Genomic DNA, 18,531 nt, shown 5'->3' with positions numbered 1-18,531 from the left:
TTCTGAATTCAGAACAGCTTTTTTATTGGCTTCTTTCTAAAAAAAAATAGATTTTGAAATCTATTCAACCATAGTTGAAGCCCGAATAGTGATTTTAGAAGGGATAACTACCACCTCATTTGCTAATGCTGGTTGGTTAGTTTTGGTCAACTTTTTAATAAGAATTCTGGCACACTCCTCTCCCATCGAAAATGCCGGTTGGGAAATTGTTGTCAAAGATGGATTCAGTAAACCAGCAATCCCCATATTCGAAAAGCTGATGATTTTTAAATCAGTTGGGATTTTCAAATCAGTTTTCTTTACTGCTTGGTAACATGCCAAAGCCAATTTTTCAACTGATGCCAAAATTCCATCAGGTCTATTTTCTTGTATTAACAGGTTTTTCAGAATCTCAATATTAGTTTCTTCATTCTGACAACAAACCTTGCTGAATTCAGGATTGTGGCTGATTCCAGCTTCTTTCAAAGCTGCCAAAAATCCTCTATGTCTTTCTTTGGTGATGGAAATATCTTCAGAAAGCATTAAAAATGCAGGTCTTTTACAGCCTTGCTGAATCAAATGCCTAGTTGCCTCAAGAGTAACTTGATAATCATTTGTGATAAATTTAGTCGTAGGGATCTCACTGCAGATTCTGTCAAAAAATAATATAGGAAATCCTCTTTCGTATAACTTATGAAGATGAGAGATATCGCTTGTCTGGCTAGATACTGACATCACAATAGCGTCAGCTCTCCCATTTAATAACAAATTCACAATTTTCTTTTCCTTCTCCACATCCTCATGGGTGCAGTAAACCAATAAATGGTATCCATGCTCTTGGGTTATCTCCTCAATCCCGTCTATCACCTGCGCAAAAAAGGTATTAATACGCTCTGGAATGATCACAGCGATCGCTTTACTCTTATTTTCCCGGAGACTTCTGGCAAATGGATTGGGATGATAGTTTAGCTTTTCAGCCATACTAAGGACCTTTTTCTTGGTCTGCTCGCTGATTTCATAGCTATCATTTAAGGCTCGCGAAACGGTAGAAGGCGCAAGCTTAAGTTCAGCGGCAAGTTCTTTAAGACTTATTCCTGAAGCCATTATTAGTAGATTTATTTTGGGTTAATCGAAATCGGGATTTAAAATACAAAGGTTCCTATTCATTCCTGCTATACCGCTTATATTATTTCGAAAACGTTTGCGTATTTTCTTCCTATTTTGGAGGGATTTCGGGGTAAATTGAGACATAAATAGACCCGAAGCGATTAGCAGCAAATTAGGCTTATGCAAACATTTGATACCCAGCATAAATTCTTGTCTGAGGATTTCCTTTTACAAAATAATTATGCTCAAATACTCTTTCATGAGTATGCCAAAGATCTTCCCATCATTGATTATCATAATCACCTTCCTCCATCAGAGATAAATTCCAATAAGATTTTTGATAATATTTCTAAAATCTGGCTCGCTGGCGACCATTACAAATGGAGAGCGATGAGAACTTTAGGAATTCCTGAAAAATTTATCACGGGTGAAGCCAGTGATCAGGATAAATTCAGAAAATGGTCTGAAACAGTCCCATTCACTTTGAGAAACCCCTTATACCATTGGACTCATCTAGAGTTGAAAAGGTACTTTGGAATAGAAGAGCTACTAACTGCTGACAATGCTGATCGGATATTCAATCAAACTTCCGAAATGCTACAGGATCCTGAGTTCAGCACCTGTTCCCTTTTGGAAAAAATGAATGTCGAGGTAGTTTGCACCACAGACGAACCGACTGATTTATTGACGAATCATACAGAATTCAGCAAAAAAGGAAGAGGATTTGGTATGTATGCTGCTTTTCGTCCTGATAAATCTTTCGCAGTAGAAAACCCAACTACTTACCAAGCTTACTTGACTAAACTAGGTGAATTAGCCATAGGTAAAGAGATCAGCAATTTCGAAGAATTGATCCAAGCGCTTCAAGATCGGATCAATTACTTTCATGATCGTGGATGTAGAATATCGGATCATGGTCTAGAGCAACTTTATTTCTTTGACGAAGATACTTTCAACATAGATTCCCTTTTTGCAGACTTGAGAAGTGGTAAATCACTTTCGAAGGAAATGATCCAATTCTTCAAGTTTAAAGTCTTAAAAGAACTTTCCAAGATGTACCATTCCAAAGGCTGGGCGCAACAATTTCATCTTGGTGCTTTAAGAAACACCAATGAACGAATGCTTCAAACGCTAGGACCTGATACAGGATTTGATTCCATCGGTGATTTTGACCAAGCAGTAGCATTGGCCAAATACCTAAATGCTTTAGATTCTACTGACCAGCTTTGCCGTACGGTACTGTATAATCTTAACCCTAGAGATAATGAGGTTTTTGCTACGATGATTGGGAATTTCAATGATGGATCCATTAAAGGCAAAATCCAATTTGGTTCAGGTTGGTGGTACTTGGATCAAAAAGACGGGATGGAAAGACAAATGAATACGCTTTCCAATATGGGCTTGATTACTTGCTTTATTGGAATGCTTACCGATTCCAGAAGCTTCCTTTCTTTTCCTAGACATGAATATTTCCGAAGGATCCTTTGTAACCTTTTTGCAAAAGATGTGGAAAATGGAGAATTACCATGGGATGAAGCTTGGCTAGGAAAAATCATTCAGGACATTTGCTATTACAATGCAAAAAACTACTTTGACTTCAGTCCAAACAACATAAAGTTTTAACATGAGTATTAATTTATTTTCTCTCGAAGGGAAAAAAATTGCCTTTTCTGGCGCAACTGGAGTATTGGGAACCACTATGGCTTTGCATTTAGCCGAGCAAGGTGCTCATCTTTTAATCCTAGGAAGGACGAAAAGCAAAGTCGATGAATTGGTTGCAGAAATCAAAAGTGCCAGTGGAAAAGCATGGCCTTATTATGCAGATGTCACCGATGAAGTAGGCCTAGAAAAAGTTGCTCAAAAGATTAAAGAAGAGCATGGATATGTGGATGTGCTGATCAATGCTGCAGGTGGAAATATGCCTGGTGCGGTCATCACTCCTACCCAAAACTTTTTGGATTTAAATACTGAATCCTTGAAAAAAGTTATTGACCTAAATTACTTAGGTACAGTTTTACCTACCAAAGCATTGCTACCGCTGATGCTTGAAAAAGGAAAGGGCAATATATTGAATATCAGCTCAATGGCCGCCAGTAGACCCATGACTAGAGTGATGGGTTATGCCTCTGCAAAAGCTGCAATTGATAATCTTACCAAGTTTTTGTCTGTGGAATTAGCCACCAAACATGGACCTGATTTTAGAGTAAATGCGATCGCCCCAGGATTCTTTTTGACGGAACAAAATAGAGCGCTTTTGACTGAACCAGACGGTAGTTTGACTCAGCGAGGCAACCAAATCAAAACCCATACTCCAATGAATAGATTTGGAAAACCAGAGGATTTGTTAGGAGCACTTCAATGGCTCTGTAGCGATGCTTCTGCATTCGTAACCGGTACAATTATTCCGGTTGACGGAGGATTTAGTGCTTATTCCGGAGTTTAAAATTCATGAGAATAGCCTTTGATTTCGAGATTTTGATTTCGAAATTAAGTCAACCTTTTCAAATCAAGGCATTCAATTCTAAAACACATAAACCTAAGATTTATGGCCTATAAAATGGAACAAACCATGCGCTGGTATGGACCAAATGACCCTGTTAGTTTAAGAGACATTCTTCAAGCAGGAGCAACTGGTATTGTGACCGCCTTACATCATATTCCAAATGGAGAAGTTTGGTCTCCTGAGGAAATTCAAATCCGAAAAGAAACTATTGAAAAAGCTGGATTGACTTGGTCAGTAGTGGAATCTGTTCCAGTACATGAACGAATCAAGACTCGTACAGGCAACTATCTGGAATTGATTGAAAATTATAAGCAAACCATTCGAAATCTAGCTGATGCTGGAATCCATACCCTTTGCTATAATTTCATGCCTATTTTGGATTGGACCAGAACAGAATTATTTCATACGCTTCCAAATGGTGCAAAAGCCTTATTGTATGAGAAAAAGGCTGTTCAGGCATTTGACCTTTTTATCCTCAAAAGAGCTGGTGCTGAAGCGGATTATACACCTGAGGAAATCAAAGAGGTAAAAAGTTATTACGACAGCTTAACACCTGAAAAACATCAGCTAATAATTGACAATATCCTCAAAGGACTTCCTGGGTCTGAAATTGGATACACCATGGAAGAATTCCGGGAAATGCTGATGACATACGATGGAATAAATGCAGAAAAACTTGCGAAGCACCTACAATTGTTTCTTGATGCAATAGTACCAGTCGCTGAAGAAAATCGCGTTTATTTAGCAATTCACCCAGATGACCCTCCATTTCCTTTATTTGGTTTACCACGGGTAGTTTCAGTAGCTGCAGATGCAAGGAGAATAATCACCGATCAACCAAGTCCTTACAATGGCCTGACTTTTTGTACGGGATCTTATGGAGTGAGAGCAGATAATGATCTGCCAGCCATGGTTGCTGAATTTGGCAAGCATATTCATTTTATCCATTTGAGAAGTACTAGAAGACTTGAAAATGGCGATTTCTTCGAAGACAACCATTTAGATGGTAATGTGCCAATGGTAGCAGTAATTGATGAAATCTTGAAAGTCCAAGAGCAAAGAGGGAAATCCCTGCCAATGCGACCAGACCACGGGCATCAGATGCTAGATGATCTCAACAAGAAAACAAATGCAGGATATTCGGCTATCGGCAGATTGAAAGGACTAGCAGAAATTCGTGGAGTGGAAACGGCCTTACTCTATACCAAAGCAAAATGACAGAAAAGGAGAAAATGCTGGCTGGAGAAATGTATTTGGCAGCTGATCCTGAGTTGATTGCTGATCGAATGCGAGCAAGAAAACTGCTGAAAGAATTGAATGACTCTGAACCAGAAGACGTAAGTAAAAGAATAGAGCTAATTAATAGGCTACTAGGAAAATCAGGCAAAAATGTCTGGATTGAGCCTCCCTTCTTTTGTGATTATGGCTTTAACATTGAAGCGGGTGATGACTGCTTCATAAATTTCAATTGCGTTTTTCTAGATGTCACTCCAATCAAACTAGGCGATCGAGTGTTAATTGCTCCGAATGTCCAGATGTATGCCGCCACTCACCCTACTGAAGCAAAACCTCGAGGTGAGCTTTGGGAATTTGGAAAGCCTATAACAATTGGCTCTGATGTTTGGGTTGGCGGAAGTTCAGTCATCTGTCCTGGAGTAACAATCGGAGATCGATCAATCATAGCCGCCGGCTCTGTTGTCACCAAAGATGTACCACCCGGAGTTATTGTTGGAGGAAATCCTGCAAAATATATCAAGGACGTACCAGCATCTGAATAAATATAAAAGGACTTTCCAACAACAAGATTTCGAAACCCTTATTTCACGAATCCAGCAATTATTTATTAAGGCTTTAAATTGGGAAACAATTCCTTATTTTTGGCAACCAGTGTTTTTATCCATTTGAATTAATTAAATGAAAAGAGTTTTAGTAAGCGGCGGAGGAGGATTCTTAGGAAGTCACCTTTGCGATCGGCTTTTGAAAGAAGGAAATGAAGTTTTATGTGTAGATAACTTTTTCACAGGAAACCGAAGAAATATTCATCACCTACTTGACAACAAGAATTTTGAATTGCTTCGCCACGATGTAACTCATCCCCTCTATGTGGAAGTAGATGAAATCTACAATTTGGCTTGTCCTGCCTCTCCTATTCATTATCAATTTGATCCGGTTCAGACCACCAAAACATCCGTCATTGGTGCGATGAACATGCTTGGCTTGGCAAAGCGTTTGAAAATCAAAATTTTACAAGCAAGTACTTCTGAAATCTATGGAGATCCGGAAGTCCACCCTCAACCAGAATCTTACAGAGGTAATGTAAACACATTAGGCCCAAGGGCTTGTTACGACGAAGGAAAAAGATGTGCTGAGACACTTTTCTTTGACTATCATCGCCAGCATAATGTGGCTATCAAAGTGATGCGAATATTCAATACCTACGGGCCAAGAATGCATCCAAATGATGGTCGAGTAGTTAGTAATTTCATTGTACAAGCTTTAAAAAATCAAGACATCACAATTTATGGTGATGGAAAGCAAACCCGTTCTTTTTGTTATGTAGATGACAATATTGAGGGAATGTACAGCCTTATGAATAGCAGAGAAGGATTTACTGGACCTGTAAATATTGGTAACCCGGGAGAATTCACTATGCTTGAGCTTGCTCAATTAATTATTGACCTTACAAACAGCAAAAGTAAATTGGTATTTATGCCTTTACCTCAGGATGATCCTTTGCAGCGTAAACCAGTCATCGATTTAGCTAAAAAAGAGCTTAACTGGGAACCAAAAGTTCCTTTGAAAGAAGGACTGATCAAGACAATTGAATACTTCGAAGGTATTATCTAATAAAGACTCATAAAAAAAGCCATCCAATTAGGATGGCTTTTTTTTATTTACTTTTTCTCAAAAGTATAACCAGGTCCATCACAGGGAGTAGCTGAAAAATTATTCAATCGGCCATTATTTCTTAAATGCAATTGCTCTGAATTAGGCTCACCACAGTTATTTTTCACCTCGTCTCCACCGATAAAAGTTAAATTTATATACAACTTAGCATCTGACGAGATGTAAAGAGGAACTTCTTCTAATTCATAAGTACCAGAACCTGTTGTTATAGTTCCTCCTTCATTTTTTCTCGTTTTCGTAAATGTCCCATTTGACATAAACTTATAAGTCTGGAAATATCTATCCACGTATTTGGTGCCAGCCTCCCCTGTCCAAGGATTATAGATTTCAACAAGTTCCCAATCACCTATGACTGTCAGATCGGGTTCACTTTCATTTTTACATGCCAAAATCAGAAAAAACAATCCAAACCAAACAAATAAATTTTTCATAATTATCTCATTTACACACTCAAAACGAGGTTCTGATATCATTCGCAACTTGATTGATAAAATTTTTATTACTCATAGGGAAAACTTAAGTTCAATAAAAAAACCTGAGGGTAGTTTCAGGTTTTCATCAATTGGAGATTTACTCCAAGAAACAACTACAATTACTTAGCGCCAACCTTTTCTAAGTGGGCTTCTTTTATTTTCCTTCTCAATATTTTTCCAACATTGGATTTAGGAAGTTCATCCGTAAAATAAACTTCTTTTGGACACTTGTAATTGGTCAAAGATTCATGACAATGGGATTTCACCTTTTCCTCTGTGAGACTTTTATCCTTTGGAACAATATAAGCAACGACTTTTTCAGTGGATTTTGGATCAGGCATACCAATCACTCCAACTTCTAATACTCCTGGACAAGATGCAATGACATCTTCCACTTCATTTGGATAGACATTGAAGCCAGAAACTAATATCATTTCCTTCTTACGATCAACGATCTTAAAGAATCCATCCTCATCCATAATTCCTATATCACCTGATTTAAACCATTCCCCATGCATTACCTCTGCAGTTTCCTTTGGTCTCTTCCAATATCCCTTCATGACTTGAGGACCCTTGATGCAAATCTCACCTCTCTCGCCAACAGGCAATTCATTCCCTTCATCATCTATCACCATAAATTCAGTATTTGGCAATGGCAAGCCGATGGTTCCATTTCTTTCTGTCCCATCAATTGGATTGCAGGAAGCCACAGGAGAGGTTTCAGTTAATCCATAGCCTTCGGCCAAAGGTGTTCCTGTTACTTTTTTCCAGTCCTCTGCTGTAGATTTCTGAACGGCCATCCCACCTCCTACTGCTATCTTTAAATGACTGAAATCCAATGATCTAAATGAATCTTGGTTTAAAAGACCATTAAATAAAGTATTGACACCTGTAAAGACAGAAAATTTTTGTTTTGATAGGTCCTTACAGAAAGCCGGCATATCTCTTGGATTGGTAATCAACACGTTGTGAGCACCGATCTTAAGCATCGCCAAACAGTTTACAGTAAGGGCAAAAATATGATATAGTGGCAAGGCCGTTATCACAACTTCTTCTCGCTCCTTCAGTTTTGGTTTCATCCAAGCAGAAATCTGCTGCATGTTAGCCACGATGTTTCCATGCGTCAACTCAGCTCCTTTGGAAACACCTGTTGTTCCACCTGTATATTGTAAAAATGCGGTATCATTGAGTGTGAGATTTGGCCCTCTGAATTCATATTCAGCACCTTGATCCAATGCTTTTTTGAAAGTGTCTGATCCTGGAAGAGAAAAACTCGGAACCATCTTTTTGACATGCTTCACTACCAAGTTTACCAAAGTTCCCTTCAAAAACCCCAGCAAATCCCCTAGTTCAGTCACAACGATTCTTTTAGCATGAATCTCAGATCTGATTTTCTCCAAATTGAAAGCAAAGTTGGCAACGATCACGATTACATCCGCACCGGAATCATTGAATTGATGCTTCATTTCTGAGGAAGTATACAATGGATTGGTATTCACTACGATCATTCCTGCGCGCAAAGCCCCAAACATAGCCACAGGGTACTGCAAAGTATTGGGCATTTGAATGGCAATTCTAGAACCTTTTTCTAGTTTCAAGACATGCATCAAGTAATTGGCGAAATAACCGGAAAGCTTATCTAACTCCTGAAAGGAAAGTGTTTTTCCCATGCACTCGTAGGCAGTGGCAGAACCATATTTCCGTACACATTCTTCGAATAATTCTGTAATATTTCCATAAGCTTCACAGTCCACAACTTTGTCTACGGATTCTGGATAATGCCTAAACCATGGGAAATCCTTCATTCTATACTATTTTGGGGTGTTTTAATTTTCTGAATTACTAAAATTTCTGCTGTATCACCAATGAAATGCTGTTACTATTTCAAAATTTTTCTTGCGATCAATTCTTTCATAATTTCATTGGTCCCAGCATATATCCTTTGCACGCGCGCATCTGCATAAGCCCTTGCGACTCCATATTCCCACATATAGCCGTAACCGCCATGTAATTGCACACACTCATCAGCTACTTTGCATTGCAGTTCAGTCATATTATACTTGGCAGCAGATGCCATTGCTGAATCCAACTGCCCGTTATTGTGAAGCTGAACCAAGTAATCACAATAAATTCTTCCTTGCTCCAATGCAGCGGTCATTTCAGCCAATTTGAATCGGGTATTCTGAAATTCAGAAATTGATTTGTTGAAAGCTTTCCTGGTTTTCACATAGTCAATAGTGGCCGCAAGCATGTATTCTCCTAATGCCACTGCAGCCAAGGCCACAACAAGCCTTTCCTGAGCCAGTTCTGTCATCAAGTATTTAAATCCTTCTCCAACTTTTCCGAGTAAATTTTCTTTCGGCACTTTGACATCTTCAAAAAAGAGTTCACAGGTGTCTTGAGCATGTAATCCAACTTTTTCAAATGGCTGACCTTTAGAAAATCCTGCCATGTCCTTATCCATAAGAATCAAACTTATCCCTTTTGCTCCTTTTGCTGGATCTGTTTTGACGGCAACTACCACCACATCACATAGGTATCCATTCGTAATAAACGTCTTTGAGCCATTCACCAAAAAATGATCTCCCAAATCCACAGCGCTGGTGTTGATTCCTTGCAAATCTGAACCCGCTCCAGGCTCTGTCATAGCAATGGCTCCTATGTAATCCCCAGAAAGCATTTTGGGAACATATTTTTGCATTGCCGCTTCCGTCGCATAATGTAATATATAAGGCAAAACGATATCGCTATGCAATGGATAGCCAATTGCTGGTCCTGAGCAACCACTCAGACCTAGCTCTTCTATTAAAATTGCATTGAATCTGAAATCCTGAATATTCATGCCTCCCAAAGCTTCTGGAGCCTGAATCCCTAAAAAGCCATTCTCTCCGAATTTTTTCCAAGATTCCCGGGAAACCATCTTTTGTTTTTCCCATTCCTTGTTATGAGGAGTCACCTCCTTCGCGATAAATTCTTTGACACTTTGTCGAAAAAGCTCATGCTCTTCAGTAAATAGGGTACGTGGTAATCCAAACATATGAGGGTTTATATTTAAGTTCTTATTTCAAAAATAAGGATTTTTAGCAGCCAGAAATTTAAAATACATGATTCCATCTATTCATACGACCCATTTACGGGGTAGAGTTCTTATTTTAGGGATCTAAGCCAATGTTTGAATACGTTTATTTAATTGAATCAAAAAAATTACCTGATGATAAATCTGGAAGATAAAACCAGCATAGAAGAACTTAAAAACATTCCTGTTTGGGGTCCTGAAGAAAAATTAATCAGCGCCAATCCAGCCGGAGAAAGTAATATGAATGTGGTTTTGAGAGTGAAAACCAATGAGCGTTCTGTCATTATAAAACAATCAAAGTCTTTCGTAAGGAAGTATCCGCAGATCAAAGCTCCAATTGAGCGGATTGGAATAGAACATGCCTTTTATACTGCGGTTGGAAAAAATGCTACCCTAAAAAACTACTCTCCTAAAGTGCTGAATTACCTTCCTGATCAATACCTATTGGTTACAGAAGATCTCGGAGAAGGAAGTGATTTCTCAGCATTATATTCAGGCAATTTCCAGCTTAAAAAACAGGAAATCCAAAGCTTGTGTGATTATCTAAATTCACTTCATGAATTGGAATTGAAAGATTTTCCGGATAATCAGGCGATGAAAGTCTTAAACCATGAGCATATTTTTTACTTTCCTTTTATGGAAGAAAATGGTTTTGACCTAGATTCAGTACAAGCGGGATTGCAAGAATTAAGCTTAAGATTTAAGAAAAATCAGGCACTTAAAAGAAAGATTGAGGAATTAGGAAAAAGATACCTTGGTCAAGGAGAAACCCTGCTTCATGGGGATTTTTATCCCGGCAGCTGGCTTCAAACTTCTCAAGGAATAAAAATCATTGACCCAGAATTCGGGTTTATGGGAGATCCAGAATTTGATTTGGGGGTTCTTTTGGCACATTTAGATCTGAGCCAACAATCTGAGGAATTGAAAAATGAATTTTTAAAGCAATACATTCAGCCACTTTCTCCTAAGCTATTGGACCAATTTCATGGGGTAGAGATTTTGAGAAGATTAATTGGAATTGCTCAGTTGCCTGTGAACCTAAGCTTAGAGCAAAAAGAGGCTTTAATGGAAAAAGCAAGTAGATTGATCCTTGGTTATTGATATGAGAAAATATCTGCTTCTGATCTTTATCATTCCCCTATTTTATTCCTGTAAAAAAGAATCAAAGACTCCTGAAATAGAGCCACAAATCATTCCTATTATTGATTCTGGACTTTCCGAGGAAGAGCTTTATGATAAAATCCTTGGGATGTTGGTTGGTTCAGCCATCGGAGACGCCATGGGAGCTCCTACCGAAATGTGGTCTCGAGAAGCTATCAACTCAGAATATGGCTTTGTAGAAAAGTTGGATTCCATGATCAGACAGCCCTCTCCAGAAGGCACATGGCTGGTAGATTTACCTGCTGGTGGAACGACCGATGATACCAGGTGGAAAGCTTTAACAGTTAATTATTTACTAGGCCAGGAACTCTATGATTTGAGTGCGAGTGATTTTGCAAAGCACATTCTTCAACAATATGAAGGCTATCAGAGTGAACTAAATTCTACAGAAGAAACTGATAGCCTTTCCAGAGAAAAAATAGACTTAAAACTCAACTGGTTGATAGAATGGGCCAAGGTGAGCCAAGCTTATATTTCAAAAGATGTAGATGCTTATGCTGATTCATTGAGTAGGTTTTATGGGGGAGAAATGGTTTGCGGGGGATTACTCTATGCGCCAACCTTAGGTGCTGTCTATCCGGCAAATCCAGAAATTGCCTATTCTGAAAGTTACAAACTGTCTTTCTTTGACATTGGATATGCTAGAGATCTAACAGCATTAACAGCCGCAATGACTTCTGCTGGAATGAAAAAAGGAGCAACAAAGAATGATCTTTTAGCAGCTTTAACCATCGATCCGAAAGGTTATTTCAAAAGTCGCTTAGTGGGAAGAACCGCCCAAAAACTTCTTTTGGATGCGACCGAAATTTATCAAAAGTCATATGAGTTAGATAGTTCTGAATTTCGATTGACAGCAGAAAGCGAAGGGTTAAAATTTGCATTTGCTGCGCTTGATGAAAAAAACCAAGATATGCCATTTCACGCAGGTGAAATCTATTTTCAGGTTTTGACTGCAATGATGTATGCCGATTTTGATTTTCAGGGAACTATGGTTTTTCTCGTGAATTATGGAAGAGATAATGACACCACGGCTGCGGTTGCAGGAGGGATATTAGGAGCTTTTGTAGGTTTTGACCAGTTACCTCAAGAATCCAGAGAACTTGTCCTGTCTGTCAGTAAAAATCTTTTGAATATAGACCTTGAAGCTTTGGCAAAAGAGCTAACCAATAAAGTGAGCCAAAACAAAAAGCCCTAATCAGTTCGATCAGGGCTTTTTTAAAGTTGGTTTAGTTAACTCTTAGAAGAACAAAGTCTTTGTTCTACCCAAAGCATCAGTTAGCTCCACATATACGTCTTCTGCATTCATGCTTTTCAATTTATAATCTTTCTTGAAAGCATCTGGCTGATCAATTTTCTCTTCGAAAATCACTTTTCCGCTATCAGAAGAAATAATTTTCACCTCTACTCCAGGCTCTACAAGACCAATTACAGAAAGATTGATAGTGTTATTGTCTTTTGCTTTTCCATAAGCCATCAAAGGCAAATCTGCAACTGGAATCGGCTTTTCCATAGTAGCTACAGTGTAGGAAACTTCCTCATCTTCTGTAGTGATTCTAACTTGATACTCTCCAGCTGGAAGGTTATTCATATCATAAGGAACAACCACTGATTCATCTTTTACATGAACTTTTCTATTGTTCAGGTTTTTACCGTTTTGGTCGATGATAGAGATTTTAGCATCTCCTACTCCACCTTTCAAAGTGACATTGATTTTTTTGTAATTTGAATTAACTGTTGATAGTTCTTTCAAATCTTCGTTTGCTGCTAATGCGCTAAAAGATAATGCGCTTGCCATTGCTAATGTGAATAAGGTTTTCATAACATTGTTGGTTTAGTGTTGTGCTTATCCTTATGCTAAGCATGTACCAACTCAAGCAAACATGCCAAAACCTATTTGAACTTGATTTTTATTATTAGACTTTTTTAACGTTTTGCCAAAATATAATTTTGAAAAAATCACAAAAAATTAACAAAAACTGTCCAAGAACTGATCACTTTAGCGTTCGACTGTCATAGAAGCGGACAGTTTTTACTCATTTGGGCATTTGCCAAGGTTACAGTTTTGGTGGATTGTTAATGAAATTTAATTTTGAAAAACTCTCTAAAAAATATTTTTGATTCTGTTGCCATAAAAAAACCTGTACGCTTTTGTACAGGTTTCGTCCGCTCGGATTCATTCTAGGCGAACACAATTCAGTTTTCAGCTTGTAAAAATTTAGAATTTGAATCCCTAATTGGCGAAAACATAAGTAAGTTCTGGTATTTAGGAAGGGTTTAATGGTTAATAATCTAAATTTTCGAAAATCCCTAGCTTGGAGCACTAATTCCAATCAAGGAATTTATTCTTTAAATATTCTAAATACTTTCTATTTCAGTATTCAATTGACAAAAGCCAGAAGGTGTATTCTGTCCAGATTCTATAAATTCAAAAAACTATAGGATTCCATACGATTCTCACATTTTTAATCTCAATTCTAGAATCTAAAATTCAATGATCTGATAAAAGGATTTCCAACCAGGATAAAAACACCTTTTCCTTTTTTCCTTTAACCCCCATAATAATAATCCCCGGAAATCCCTGCTTTAAAAATTAATAGAAAGGTCCAATCTTTATTCTAATTCATAGGAATAAAGAATACGCTTCCTCCAATTTTAAAAAGACAAAAAAAAAGCCCCCACCAAAGGCAAGAACTTTTTCATCAACTAAACTAAATTTTAATTCTTTAGAAGTGGATAACTCTTGATCTTCCAAGAGCATCAGTCAATTCAATGTAAATTTCATCGGGACTGATTCCATTAAAGGAGAAATCCTTTTTAAATGCTTCAGGCTGATCGATAAATTCTTCATGAATCAATCTATTTCCTTTTTCAGTTTTGATTTTCACATCTACACCTGGTTCAAAAAGTCCGATTACAGCCAGGTTTACTGTGTTTTCATCAACCATTTTACCATAAGCCATCAATGGATAATCCTCTTTAGGTATGGGTCTTTCCATTGTTTCTACGGTATAAACTACCTCTTCATCTTCTGTGGAAATCATCACTTGATAAGTGCCACAAGGCATATCATCCAAGTTGTAAGGAATCATCAAATCCGCTCCTTTTACATGAACTTTGCGTTGGTGAAGTCTATGACCCTCTTGGTCAATGATGGCAATTTTCGCATCGCCGACTCCCTCTTTAAGTAAAACATTGATTTTTTTGAAGTTTGCATTGACATCAGATAATGCCATCAAGTCTTCGTTGTCATTTGCAAAGGCGCTAAAAGATAATGCGCCTGCTAAAGCTAAAGTGAATAAGGTTTTCATAACAGTGTTGGTTTAGTGTTGTGCTATCTATTCAACCAAGCGCGTACCAAAGAAACTTTTCATGCCAGAATCCACTTTTGAAACACCTATTTCATATTAACAAAACTTAATTTTTACAAAACATTATTTTGTTGTTTAGACATAAAAATCATTCATATTCGGACAATTGCCATGAATTTACCGTTCGCTTGTCTTGGAAGCGAACAGAATTCGCCTGTTTTAAGGGATTTTTAGGTTACACTTTATTGTGTTTTTTAGTAAAATTTAATTTTTTAAAAATTTACAAGTCCCTGAAATCAAATAGGTTAAAAAGAAAAAACCTGTACGCTCCTGTACAGGTTTTGTTCGCTGAGATACAGCGATTTGATTTAAATCAAATTTATTTTTTCAATTCTGAAGCTATAATCTTCACTCGATCCTTTATTTCCATTCATCTAATATCTGTATTTCCGGAAGTTGCTTTCAGAAATTCCAGTACTGCTCCTTCATGGTCGGTTGACTTACCTTCCGCCAAAGTCACATACCTTAAAGTAGACCAAAGAAGTGTTTTCAATTGCGTTTTGCTATCATCGGTCATGTAGTATTCCACAACTATCGTATTATGGTTATGCCAGATGATTCGGCTCATAATTCGAACCCACTCTCCAACCATCGCAGGTTTCACATAACTGATGTTATGATTATAAACTACCCAAGCTGCCTTGTACTTTTTAATAAAGTCCATGATCTCAAGCCCATAAAGCTTTGGCACCTGATCTTCTCTTGCATTGAAAAAATAATCGAAATACTTCGCGTTATTTAAATGCCTTAGGGGATCACAATCCTGAAACCGAATTACTACTCGGCTTTCTGTTTCTGATGGATAGTGTTTTTGTGGATCAAATTCAAACATGGCTTTTCAATAGTTCATTGCTTTTAATAACAGTGATTCCTGCCTCTTTCATTTCTTCAAGGGCTTTTTCATCATCACTTGTATTGAGATTTACAGCTTTGCTTGCATCAGCTACTAAATAAGTATCAAAGCCAAGGCTCTTGGCATCTAGTGCGGTAAACTTCACGCAATAGTCCAAAGCTAATCCAGTCACATACACTTTTTCAATTCCATGGTATTTAAGGTAATCACCCAAACCTGTATCCCCTCTTCTGGCATTATCAAAAAACCCAGAGTAGGAATCTACTTGAGGGTTTTTCCCCTTTTGAAAGACTGCTGACCATTTTTCTCTTTCTAAATCAGGATGAAATTCTGCCCCATTTGACTCCTGTACACAGTGTACTGGCCAAAGAATCTGATTCAAGCCTCCCAGCAAAATAAAATCACCTGGATTTTTATGGGGATGATTTGTAGCAAAACTCCCATGGTTTTCGGGATGGTAATCTTGAGTTGCTACAATAAACTGGAATTCCTCCTGTAATTTGTTAATCACGGGTACTACACTTTCTCCTTCTTTCACTTCCAAAGCTCCTCCGGAGACAAAATCATTTTGTACATCTACGATAATCAGAGCTTCATTCTTACTTTTCATCTTTTTGATCAAATTTCTGAGCCTTTAGAACCAAATCTGTTCTCAAATGGTGCAGATTTTCTTCCAATCCAACTGGATAAAGGTGTGGATTGATAAGTCTCTTATGTGTTTTATCCAGCGTTTCCAATTGCTCAAAGGCTCGTTTTCTAATTTCTTCTAATGCTGGTGATTTATACATCAGCTTTCCGTTTCGGAAAATTGGCTTCAACAGAATCTCTTCCTGGTAGAATAAAGGCATAATCCTTTTTCTACGGGTACTGTCTATTGGATCTATGATCACAATTCCTTTTGGATCGATTTCCTGATCTTCCAAATAAATCATGTCCGCCACAGCTTTTCCCTTGGAATAATAACGTTTCACGTTATGATATCCGGGCACGTTGATTTTCAGTGACTGCTGGGAAACTTTGATTTTTGGCGCATAGGTCCCATTTTCAATTCGAATCGCTGCCAATTTATAGACAGCTCCCAAAGCTGGTTGATCAAAAGCTGTGACCAGTTTAGTCCCAACTCCCCATACGTTTATGGAAGCTTCCTGCCCTTTCAGTGAAGTGATAATATGCTCATCCAAATCATTGGAAGCCACGATTTTCGCCTCAGGAAACCCCGATTCATCCAGCATTTGTCTTGCCACATTACTGAAATACGCCAAATCTCCCGAATCGATTCGGATTCCAACCATTTCTTTTCCTCGACTCCTTAATATATTACCGACTTTGATTGCATTCTTTATTCCATTGATGGTATCATAGGTATCTACCAAGAAAATACAATTGTCAGGAAAAGCTTCTGCATAGGCTTCAAATGCCTCCAACTCCGTTTCAAAAGACATGATCCAGCTATGGGCATGAGTTCCGGAAACGGGAATCCCAAACAGTTTTCCAGCCATGACATTGCTCGTGGAAGTACATCCTCCAATATAAGATGCTCTGGAAGCCGCAAGGGCTCCATCAATCCCCTGAGCTCTTCTCAATCCGAATTCCAAAACGGGTTCTCCCTGAGCAGCCAGATTGATCCGGGCAGCTTTGGTTGCTATCAAGGTCTGGAAATTGAAAATATTCAATAGCGGAGTTTCCAATAATTGGCATTGAATCAAAGGACCTTTCACACGGATCATCGGAGCATTTGGAAACACTACTGTTCCTTCTTCTACCGCATCGATATCACAACTGAATTTCATCTCTGAGAGATACTTCAAAAAAGCAGGATCAAACATATTTGCCCCCTCTTTGTCCTTCATCTCTTTCAAATAGGTGATATCATGAACGCCAAACTTGAAGTTTTTGCAGTAATCGATAACGTATTCTAGTCCAGCCGCCAGCGTAAATCCACCTTGAAAGGGATGCTTTCTGAAAAAGAGATTAAAAACTGCCTCTTCTTCCGCTTTTCCTGATTTCCAATAGGCATAAGCCATGGTCACTTGGTAAAAGTCAGTTAATAAGGCAAGGGATCCTTGATATAGGTCTTTGGTGATTTTCATAAAGAAAAATTACTTTGAGTTAAAGGTAATTATTGCCGATTTGCTGGGCAAACTCGATTAAGCGGGATTCTTTACTCTATAATTTAAAATGACTCCCAAAAGCAATAAACCCATGCCTACGTAAGCCATTAGAGTATAGGTTTCTCCGAAAAAGAAAAAACCAAATATCAGGGCATAGAAAATACCCAGATAACTCAAACTAGAAATTTTAGAAACATTGGCATTTTGATAAGCAACTGTCATAAAGTATTGGGCTGTCTGGGTACAGATACCTATCCATAATAAGATAGCCCAGTCCCATCCTACCGGTTGAACCCAAGTGAAAATACTAATCGTAATCGCTATGGGTAGAGTAACTAAAGGAAAGTAAAATATGATAACCAGTGGATGCTCGGTGTTTTTGAGTTTACGGATCACATTATAAGCCAGTCCTGAAAACAAAGCTGAAATCAAACCAATTCCAGCATAGAGCAGATTAACTCGGGTATCAAATCCCTGGACAAATAGTACTCCGATAAATGAAATGGTAAAGAAGACAAATTGGATGGGCTTCACTTTTTCTTTGACCAAGTAAATACCCAAAATTGTTGTCAAGATTGGGGACAAATACTGAAGTGTAACAGCACTCGCCAAAGGGATTTTTTGTAGTGTATAAAAGAAAGAAATCAAACCCACAGACCCAACTACCCCTCTGATCACCAAGAGTTTTTTATTGTTTCCAAAGACATTTACACCCTGTTTTTTCAACATAGAATAACTGAAAACCAAGCTGAACACCGATCTAAAGAGGATAATCTCTATGGCAGGAATATCTGGTATGTATTTTACGGATACATTCATCAATGCAAAAAAAACTCCAGCCAAAAGCATAGACTGGACACTGGTGATTTTCACAAGCTGAAAATTTGGTGGTCTTAGAAAGTCAAATGTAAAAAGTAATGTGATAGTTCATCTTCCAGAGAAGAAATATTAAAAACAGAAACTTTTGATTTCATCCTATAGTTAAGCTTCTCA

At 38.0% G+C, this 18,531-nt stretch carries 17 protein-coding genes; 7 read left to right on the top strand and 10 right to left on the bottom strand.

Going from position 1 to position 18,531, the window contains the following annotated elements; translation table 11 throughout:
* Nucleotides 1-60: 60 nt before the first annotated feature.
* Nucleotides 61-1,083 (bottom strand): LacI family DNA-binding transcriptional regulator, encoded by a 1,023-nt coding sequence (locus J0A69_RS13415; RefSeq protein WP_206587117.1) that lies wholly within the window; start codon nt 1,081-1,083, stop codon nt 61-63.
* Nucleotides 1,084-1,266: 183 nt separating this feature from the next.
* Between J0A69_RS13415 and uxaC the strand changes: the two genes are divergently transcribed.
* From uxaC to J0A69_RS13390, 5 genes are all read left to right on the top strand, one after another.
* Nucleotides 1,267-2,709 (top strand): glucuronate isomerase, encoded by a 1,443-nt coding sequence (uxaC, locus tag J0A69_RS13410; RefSeq protein WP_206587116.1) that lies wholly within the window; start codon nt 1,267-1,269, stop codon nt 2,707-2,709.
* 1 nt (nt 2,710) lies between these two features.
* Entirely contained in the window at nt 2,711-3,529 is an 819-nt protein-coding gene (locus J0A69_RS13405) for an SDR family oxidoreductase (RefSeq protein ID WP_206587115.1), read from the top strand.
* 102 nt (nt 3,530-3,631) lie between these two features.
* A complete protein-coding gene (gene uxuA / locus J0A69_RS13400; RefSeq protein WP_206587114.1) occupies nt 3,632-4,807 on the top strand; it encodes a mannonate dehydratase in 1,176 nt (391 codons plus the stop codon).
* Nucleotides 4,804-5,367, top strand: a complete 564-nt coding sequence (locus J0A69_RS13395) for a sugar O-acetyltransferase (protein ID WP_206587113.1) — start codon at nt 4,804-4,806, stop codon at nt 5,365-5,367. The genes uxuA and J0A69_RS13395 overlap by 4 nt, the downstream gene beginning before the upstream one ends.
* Nucleotides 5,368-5,503: 136 nt before the next feature.
* Complete coding sequence (locus J0A69_RS13390; RefSeq protein ID WP_206587112.1) at nt 5,504-6,436, top strand: UDP-glucuronic acid decarboxylase family protein; 933 nt, start codon at nt 5,504-5,506, stop codon at nt 6,434-6,436.
* Nucleotides 6,437-6,483: 47 nt separating this feature from the next.
* Here J0A69_RS13390 and J0A69_RS13385 read toward each other — a convergent pair whose 3' ends face one another.
* From J0A69_RS13385 to J0A69_RS13375, 3 genes are all read right to left on the bottom strand, one after another.
* Nucleotides 6,484-6,927 (bottom strand): hypothetical protein, encoded by a 444-nt coding sequence (locus J0A69_RS13385; RefSeq protein WP_206587111.1) that lies wholly within the window; start codon nt 6,925-6,927, stop codon nt 6,484-6,486.
* 161 nt (nt 6,928-7,088) lie between these two features.
* Nucleotides 7,089-8,774 carry an AMP-binding protein gene (locus J0A69_RS13380; protein WP_206587110.1) on the bottom strand — a complete coding sequence of 562 codons (1,686 nt, stop codon included), beginning with the start codon at nt 8,772-8,774 and terminating at the stop codon, nt 7,089-7,091.
* 74 nt (nt 8,775-8,848) lie between these two features.
* Nucleotides 8,849-10,006, bottom strand: coding sequence for an acyl-CoA dehydrogenase family protein (locus J0A69_RS13375; protein WP_206587109.1), 1,158 nt, complete (start codon nt 10,004-10,006; stop codon nt 8,849-8,851).
* A 174-nt stretch (nt 10,007-10,180) separates the two neighbouring features.
* Here J0A69_RS13375 and J0A69_RS13370 point away from each other — a divergent pair, with 174 nt between their 5' ends.
* A complete protein-coding gene (locus J0A69_RS13370; protein ID WP_206587108.1) occupies nt 10,181-11,146 on the top strand; it encodes a phosphotransferase in 966 nt (321 codons plus the stop codon).
* 1 nt (nt 11,147) lies between these two features.
* Complete coding sequence (locus J0A69_RS13365) at nt 11,148-12,401, top strand: ADP-ribosylglycohydrolase family protein (RefSeq protein WP_206587107.1); 1,254 nt, start codon at nt 11,148-11,150, stop codon at nt 12,399-12,401.
* Nucleotides 12,402-12,443: 42 nt separating this feature from the next.
* Here J0A69_RS13365 and J0A69_RS13360 read toward each other — a convergent pair whose 3' ends face one another.
* The 6 genes from J0A69_RS13360 to J0A69_RS13335 all read right to left on the bottom strand — a co-directional run bounded on the left by J0A69_RS13360 (nt 12,444) and on the right by J0A69_RS13335 (nt 18,387).
* Complete coding sequence (locus J0A69_RS13360) at nt 12,444-13,025, bottom strand: T9SS type A sorting domain-containing protein (protein ID WP_206587106.1); 582 nt, start codon at nt 13,023-13,025, stop codon at nt 12,444-12,446.
* Nucleotides 13,026-13,929: 904 nt separating this feature from the next.
* Nucleotides 13,930-14,514 (bottom strand): hypothetical protein, encoded by a 585-nt coding sequence (locus J0A69_RS13355; protein ID WP_206587105.1) that lies wholly within the window; start codon nt 14,512-14,514, stop codon nt 13,930-13,932.
* Nucleotides 14,515-14,944: 430 nt separating this feature from the next.
* A complete protein-coding gene (locus J0A69_RS13350) occupies nt 14,945-15,406 on the bottom strand; it encodes an acyl-CoA thioesterase (protein ID WP_206587104.1) in 462 nt (153 codons plus the stop codon).
* Nucleotides 15,399-16,037 (bottom strand): bifunctional nicotinamidase/pyrazinamidase, encoded by a 639-nt coding sequence (gene pncA / locus J0A69_RS13345; RefSeq protein ID WP_206587103.1) that lies wholly within the window; start codon nt 16,035-16,037, stop codon nt 15,399-15,401. The genes J0A69_RS13350 and pncA overlap by 8 nt, the downstream gene beginning before the upstream one ends.
* On the bottom strand, nt 16,027-17,517 hold the full coding sequence (locus tag J0A69_RS13340) for a nicotinate phosphoribosyltransferase (RefSeq protein ID WP_206587102.1): 1,491 nt from the start codon (nt 17,515-17,517) through the stop codon (nt 16,027-16,029). Before J0A69_RS13340 ends, pncA begins: the two co-directional genes overlap by 11 nt.
* A gap of 57 nt (nt 17,518-17,574) precedes the next feature.
* Nucleotides 17,575-18,387 (bottom strand): DMT family transporter, encoded by an 813-nt coding sequence (locus tag J0A69_RS13335; protein WP_206587676.1) that lies wholly within the window; start codon nt 18,385-18,387, stop codon nt 17,575-17,577.
* Nucleotides 18,388-18,531: the final 144 nt, after the last annotated feature.

The organism is Algoriphagus pacificus (genome assembly GCF_017254845.1).
GTDB classification, from domain to species: Bacteria; Bacteroidota; Bacteroidia; order Cytophagales; family Cyclobacteriaceae; genus Algoriphagus; species Algoriphagus pacificus.
The sequence above is the reverse complement of the archived record's forward strand: the minus strand, read 5'-3'. Positions and strand labels throughout refer to the sequence as shown.